This is a genomic window from uncultured Veillonella sp. (assembly GCF_938010505.1).
Taxonomy (GTDB): Bacteria; Bacillota; Negativicutes; order Veillonellales; family Veillonellaceae; genus Veillonella.
The window spans coordinates 1-7515 of the sequence record NZ_CALLVP010000136.1 but is presented as its reverse complement, the minus strand read 5'-3'; the positions used below and the strand labels follow the sequence as shown (position 1 = coordinate 7515).

General features: G+C 39.3%; 5 protein-coding genes and 1 pseudogene. 2 read left to right on the top strand and 4 right to left on the bottom strand.

Annotated features, from left to right (window positions below):
• Positions 1-184: 184 nt before the first annotated feature.
• The gene (rarD, locus tag Q0507_RS08375) at positions 185-1081 is read left to right on the top strand and encodes an EamA family transporter RarD (protein WP_298715000.1); all 897 of its coding nucleotides are present in this window, start codon (positions 185-187) and stop codon (positions 1079-1081) included.
• A gap of 93 nt (positions 1082-1174) precedes the next feature.
• On the opposite strand, the pseudogene Q0507_RS08370 reads toward rarD, so the two are convergent.
• Together Q0507_RS08370 and Q0507_RS08365 are read right to left on the bottom strand one after the other, a co-directional pair.
• A pseudogene (locus Q0507_RS08370) lies at positions 1175-2073 on the bottom strand (DUF3829 domain-containing protein).
• A 184-nt stretch (positions 2074-2257) separates the two neighbouring features.
• Positions 2258-2917: a TPR end-of-group domain-containing protein gene (locus tag Q0507_RS08365; RefSeq protein WP_298714996.1), complete on the bottom strand. Its 660-nt coding sequence runs from the start codon at positions 2915-2917 to the stop codon at positions 2258-2260.
• Between the two features lie 184 nt (positions 2918-3101).
• On the opposite strand from Q0507_RS08365, the gene Q0507_RS08360 reads away from it, so the two are divergent.
• Complete coding sequence (locus tag Q0507_RS08360) at positions 3102-3209, top strand: type I toxin-antitoxin system Fst family toxin (RefSeq protein ID WP_227037232.1); 108 nt, start codon at positions 3102-3104, stop codon at positions 3207-3209.
• Between the two features lie 252 nt (positions 3210-3461).
• Here the strand turns inward: Q0507_RS08360 and Q0507_RS08355 are convergent, their stop codons facing one another.
• Entirely contained in the window at positions 3462-6284 is a 2823-nt protein-coding gene (locus Q0507_RS08355; protein ID WP_298714995.1) for an FAD-binding and (Fe-S)-binding domain-containing protein, read from the bottom strand.
• A gap of 470 nt (positions 6285-6754) precedes the next feature.
• Positions 6755-7515, bottom strand: a 761-nt coding sequence (locus Q0507_RS08350; protein ID WP_298714993.1) for a sulfite exporter TauE/SafE family protein, incomplete at its 5' end; no start/stop codon positions are given.

Genomic DNA, 7515 nt, shown 5'->3' with positions numbered 1-7515 from the left:
GACACCTATTCTCTATATTCGTTGTTCTAAGTCCAATATAGTGTAACAATATGCATAAAGTCAATGAATATAACATTTAATCATAAGTACCAAAATTAAAGTTATAACCGAAAATCATACGCAATAACTAAAACTCATAATTTAATTATTAGTGATATAATAAGTATTATCTTGAGGAGGTATTATGGAACATACAAATAAAAAAGGACTGATTACAGCCCTTAGTTGTTATATATTATGGGGTTTGCTCCCATTATACTGGGCATTACTGCACCATGTTTCGCCCTACAACGTACTAGCGCAACGAATCATTTGGTCCGGCGTATGCATGGCTATTGTCGTATTCGGTATATATTTCAATCAATTCAAAAAGGATTTCCAATTCCTAAAAGAACATCGATCACAGATTATACTACTCCTATTAGCATCACTCATCATCAGTACTAACTGGTTCACCTACATTTGGGCCATCGCCAATAACCACGTTATGGATACGAGCCTCGGCTATTATATCAATCCACTCTTGAACGTAGTGCTAGGTGTCATTCTATTTAAAGAAGTCCTAACGCCACCTAAAAAGCTGAGCGTAATCATAGCCACCATTGGCATCGCCTTACTTACCTATCAATTGGGGGCTTTGCCATTAGTCTCCATGGTCCTCGCCATATCCTTTGGCCTCTATGGTGCTGTGAAAAAGAAACTCCTCATTCATCCCTTCACTAGCATCGCCTTTGAAGCTTGGCTCTTAACACCGTTAGCCTTGCTATATACAACCATGTTCGATACTGCTTCTTGGTCCTATTTTGGCACAGACTGGTACACTACCTTACTCCTCATCGGCTGCGGTCTAACCACATCTGTACCATTGGTTCTATTCTCCTACGGAGCACAACTATTGCCACTCAACCTACTAGGCTTCTTGCAATATGTATCCCCAACCATCGCATTATTACTAGCTATTTTCTACTTTGGTGAAAGCTTCGATACACCGCAAATGATCGCCTTCGGTTGTATCTGGATAGCCCTAGTATTATTCTCGTTATCGAGCCAAATTACAACGCGCATTAGCCTAAAAAAGTAAGGTATATCCTATATATCAATTAAAAAGCTGTATCAAATGATACTCTCATTTGATACAGCTTTCTTTTATATAGACGTATTAATCTAACTCATGTTAATCTAACTCATTCATATTGGTCGTATTCAGATTAGAAATGTAATGGTTATAGGCCTCAATCATACGATTATAGTCGTTATCTTGTTTTGAGCCCATATAGGTACGGATTGCACCAATTGTAGAGTTTACAGAGGTCTTAACAGAATCATACTTAGGACTAGTAATGCCATTTGATACATCACCAATAGCTTGCAACTCTTGATTGATAGCATTTACGTCTAGTTGTTTTTCACTATCGATCTTTTCTAGGACCGCAGTAAGTCGCAAATGAACCTCTTGTGCTGCAGCTGCATTTTTCTTGCCTGCATCACGCAATTGTTGCAATCGTTGTTGCAAGCGGTCCGTATTGATTTTATGCATAACATTATCAAAGTCAGCATAAATAGGAACAAATTGTTCATACAATTGAACATATTTAGGACCTAATTGTTGCTCCTTAGCATAGTTGTCTGTGGTATACCCTTTAGATTTATAGTATGCATCGAGCTCTTCCGCTACCGGTGTAATTTCATTCAATTTTGAAAGCAGCTTATCTAAAGGCTCCTTCATTTCATCATAAGGAATCCCGGCTTGCTTGGCCTCTTCTAATTCTTTTTGTAGCTGCTTAAAGTTCGGTGCATTAAATACAGTTAAATGCTGCCCCGCTTTTAACTCATTAAGAGTTGGCATATTCGCATAATCAAACATTACAGCCATGCGATTGTATCGGCTTACAGCTTTCACATATTGATTAAATAACTGCACCTGATTCTGCTCAGACCGTTGCGCAATTTCCTTACGGCTCTGTTCAGTACCCTGCCATAACTCTGACATACTACAACCGCTCAAAAAAATGGGGATGTCAATGTCGCCGCACACAACACAGCCATTGCTACCCTTTTACCAAATGGTTTCATGATGAATCCTCTCCTTTCATCAATACACAACCTAATTTATACATATTAATTATATACTAATATGATTTTTATGAATAGGATTAATATATAAAGGTCATGTATCAATTTTGTCAAGTAACTAATAGAATCAGGAAACATCATTTCTACTCTAATAGTATTATTAATTGCTCAATAGATTTAAAAACTATAACCCAACCAATGTTTTAAATCGCATATTATTATGAAAGCGTTCAAAATGGTCTTGTCCTGCTGCAACGGATTTTACAGATGGATCAATTTTAATCGCCTTTTCAAGCCAATCAAGGGCCTTAGTGTCGTCTCCTTGATCTGCATAAATGGTAGCAATACCATACACAGACCAGGTGTTACTAGGGTCCTTTTCCAATACCTTTTCAAACCATTGTTTAGAATCGTTTAACTGACCTTGCAACTTATAGACCATGGCCATGTTATAGTAATTAGCCACATTGTTAGGATCTAAATCATAAGCCTTTTTAGTATCTGACAAGCCTTTAGTCGTATCACCGTTTAATGCTGTTGCAAAGCCGCGTACAGAATAGGATTCCGCATTATTAGCGTTATCCTTAATGGACGCTGTAGCTTCGTCTATGGCTTTCGTATACTCACCAGCGGATAAGGCTTGCTTTGCTGCCTTTAGGTGTTCATCTTGCTTAACAGCTTTACTATTTTCCGCACCAGATGTAGAGGAGCCAGTTGCAGTAGCGCAACTAGTTGCATTAGATTCTGTCTTATTGCCATTCCCATTGTTACTATTCGTATTTTGATTCAATCCACATCCCGTAAGGGCTGTTATTAAAAGAAAGAAAAGTATAATTTTCTTCATTCAGAATTCTCCATTCTTAAATCCTATGCAAGTCTCCATATTTAAATCATATGCAAAACTCGATATTTAAATCATATGTAAGACTCGATATTTAAATCATATGTAAGACTCGATATTTAATCATATACAAGACTCCATATCATGATGATATAATATAAAATACCTCCCGAAAGGAGGTGGTATATTGCAGGAGCTGTTTTATGCACTCTGGGGCACCTTGCTTGCCCCTATTATTGTTGCCTTAGTTGTAACTACCTACAGCTACTGGCTTAACAATAAAAACAAAAAGTAAGCAAGAAAAAGGACGAGCTGCCACTCGTCCTTTTTTTTGGTTATATTGCAGGTAATTTCATACACTCTACTACCTATGTTTAGTATACCACATTTCTTAGAAAAATAAAGAATTAACGGTAAATCTCATAAAACTCCTAAAAAACTGCTAGTAACTACAACATAAACTACCCGTTACTTTTACGTAAACTACTAGTTGCTTTTACGTAAACTACTAATTACTTTAACGTAAATAGCAACAGGTATACACGACCTAGTTCTTAGCCTTAGAGCAACGATCTAGTAGGAATGCAACGCCAACGAATGGGATGCCACCGCTTTCACCAAGACCAATTTCACAGGTAGAACTGGAGCTCACGCCTAATGTTACACCGTATTCAGCGATTTCACTAGCGAGGTCTTTCGTAGCTGATTTGTTGAGTTCTGGAGTAAAGAACCCTTTTTGGCCAGCAAAGCCGTCGCATGCGAAGGATTTAATGTTGAATACATAATCTGTACAGAGGCGAGCCAAGTCTTCGATGTATTGAGATTTGTTCAACGATTTGATTTTACATTGTTTATGCACAATTACGCGCTCATCGCATTTTTCAATGTCCAGATGAGGCACAACATATTTGCATAAGAATTCAGAAATATCGTTGATTTCTAAGTCCGGCATGTGTTTGAAAGCATGATTGAAACATGCACTATGGTCGATCACGATTGGGTATTTACCATTTTGAGATGCTTTAATCAACGCATCGTGTAAGTCCTTAACAGCCCGTTCATGAACGTCGTCGTAGTTTTCAAAACTCAAACCGCAGCAGAGGTTTTCGATATGTTGTGGGTAGATAATATCGATATGAGCCTTGTTACAGAGGCTTTCCACTACTTGTTGCAAGCTGCGCTCATCGTCGTAACCTTGATTCGGTTTGAAAGCGCGGTTCGCACAGGTACTGAAGTATACAACCTTTTCAAAGTTAGTTGGTTTAATGCGATTTCTCAATCTGTAGCGGTTAACCTTAGGCGTTGTTTTAGGAATGTACGGAGTAATCCCTGTAGCACCATATAAGCCTTCTGTAATTTTAGAAATCGCTTTTTGCGTAATGATAGAGCCAGCAAGGCCTTCGAGGCTCACGCCAGCACGGCACATTTCGATGGTTGTGGAGAAGTTATCGTAAATCTTCTTAGCCAATTCTGGTGCAGGTGGATCGATGCGACGCATGGACAATGCGATTTGAGCAGTATCGATGCTGAGTGGACAAAGACCTTTACACATGGAGCAAGCTGCACAAGTGTCCACACCGTAGTATTCGTAGCCTTTTCTAAGCTCCGATGCCAACGTAAAATTACCTTCGTTTTCAAGACGTTTCGTTTCGCGCAACAATGCAATACGTTGACGTGGCGTCAATGTTAAATTACGGCTTGGGCAATGCTTTTCACAGAAACCACATTCCATACAGATTGTAAAAGCATCGTCGATAGCGCATTGAGCTTTAAGATTTTTCTTGTACACATCTGGGTCATCCGTAATGATAACATCAGGATTTAAAATGCGTTCAGGGTCAAAGATAGCTTTAATACGACGATTGATTTCGTACGCTTTACGACCCCATTCCATTTCAACAAATGGTGCCACCATACGACCTGTACCATGTTCAGCTTTCAAAGAGCCACCGAAACCAGATACGCGTTCGGACATTTCCTCTACCAAATCAGCAAAGTTTTTAGTGTCTTTAGGGTCGCTAAAGTCAGGTGTGATGTTAAAGTGAACATTACCAGACAAAGCATGACCGAAGATTACACCACCGTCAACGAAGTCGTATTTGTGGAACAATTCGGTAATCATTTCGATGCCCTTAGTGAAGTCTTCGATTTGGAAGCACACGTCCTCTGTAATAACAGTGGTGCCTTTTCTGCGTTGACCGCCAACGATTGGCAAGATACCTTTACGGATGGCCCACCAAGAATCGTATTCTACAGGGTCTTGAGAGTAAAGACTTGGAAGGGCTGTTGGGATATCTTTTAATTTGTCTTTAATGAAAGCCAAGTTTTGATCAACCGTTTCTTTCGTGTAGCTTTCAGTTTGGAACAAGATTGCACTCGTACCTTCAGGCACTTCACGAACGAAGTCAGGCACATTATCTAAGGCTTGAACAGCGCGCAAGGACTGATAGTCCATCATTTCCGCAGCGATAACCTTTTCACGGCCCATATTAGCCAAGGCTACAACGGCTAAGGATGCATCATTCAATGTTTTGAAGAACATGAGGCCGCAGCCTTTATGAGGCACGTCTTCAACAGTGTTATATACAACTTCGGACACGAAGCCCAATGTACCTTCAGAGCCAATGAACAAGTGATTGATGATATCGATAATATCTTCAAAATCAACGAGAGAGTTCAAGCCGTAGCCCGTAGTATTTTTGATTTTATACTTGTGATTTATTAAATGTGTCAATTCTTCATCGGCCAAAATATCTTTGCGCAATTGCAAGATATCCTCTACCATTTGAGGTTTTTCTTTGAGGAATTGATCAATGCTCTTTTGGTCGGATGTGTCGAGAATGGAACCATCTAGTAAAACAACCCGAATGGAGCGAATTGTTTTATACGAGTTCTGTGCCGTACCACAGCACATACCAGAGGAGTTATTATTCAAAATACCACCTACTAATGCGGTGGCAAGCGTAGCAGGATCTGGACCAATTTTACGATTGTACGGTTTCAATAAGTCATTTGCATCAGAACCGATAACACCACATTCACATTTTAAGGCATTACCATCATCGATAACTTCCATTTTCTTGAAGCCATCATTACATACGATGAGCACATCTTCACTGGAGCATTGACCAGACAAAGACGAACCCGCCGCACGGAATGTAAATGGTGTGCCGCATTGTTGGCATAAACGAATAAGACGTCTTACTTCGCGTTCATCCTCAGCTTTAACAACTACCTTTGGTAAATAGCTATAGCAGGACGCATCAACGCCATACGCATAACGACGTAAATGATCGGTATACACGCGACCTTTACAAATTTCTTTTGCCTCCTTGGCAAAACGTTCATAATCTCTAATAAGCGTACTCACTTCTATTTCCTCCTGTCCTCTCATAAGGAATATAAGTTACTTTTAGTATACGCCGTTCTCATTCTCACTACTATAATTATGCATAAATTATATCTCTTCTAATAAAAATCGATATGCATTGTTCTTTTATTCTCTTAGTTGAAAGTACATCTCATTCGCATTATCATGTACATATTTTTACACATCTTCAATCAATAATCCTTATTTATTAGGTATATATAGATATAGCTAATTGTGGCATACCAAAAATTCGATAAACAACGATTTATTCTACATGTAATTCTATAGTAAATACATTACAAGTATTATACATAAAATTAGTATGATTTATTAACTTTGATTTCTCTATTCTCATTTATAGTGTTCTATGACTTTTGGTCATACCTTTTTATAAACTGCTGAAAATATAGAAAGCCCTCTAATGGTAAAATGCGTACAAGTCACCATTAAAGGGCTTTTATTAAATTATATCATCCCAAGATACCAGATTTAAGAATGATGCGTACAGCCAATGCAAAAACAGCTACGCTCATGAGCGCTAGGATAGCTTTTGCTTTAAGGCGTTTTGCAATGCGCGCACCAGCTTGAGCGCCGAAGATAGCGCCAATGCTCGTAGGAATGGCAATACTAAATACGATGTGATTTTCTATTAGATGCGTAATAACCCCTACCGTAGTAGATACGGCGAGGATGGATTGGCTAGTGGCTGTCGCCATATGCGTAGGAAAGCCCATCAAATAAATCAAGGCCGGTACGTGAATGAGGCCTCCGCCGATGCCAAAGATACTCGAAATAAAGCCAACAACAATACTAATACTGATACCAACGGGCTTACTATAGGTGAGCTGGTCTAGAGTAAGGGACTCTTCCTTTCGTTCCCCTTTTTTAAAGTTTTTAAAGCCAATCAAGAAAGATGCACATAACATAAAACACCCAAAGGCAAACATAAAGCCATTACCAGAGAACCACCCAGACATTTGAGCCCCTAAAATGGCCCCTGGGAAGGTAGCAATGCTAAAGACGAGCGCAGCCCCAACATACACCTTTTTCTGCTTAAGATATGCTATAGATCCAGAAATAGCATTGCACATAACAGAAAAAAGCGATGTCCCTACGACCATAGACGGAGACCACTCGGGGAACCAGTACATAAAAAGAGGCACAAAGACAAGTCCTCCACCGGCACCGATGATGGTACCAATCATAGCAGCTAAAAAGCCAACTATGGTAA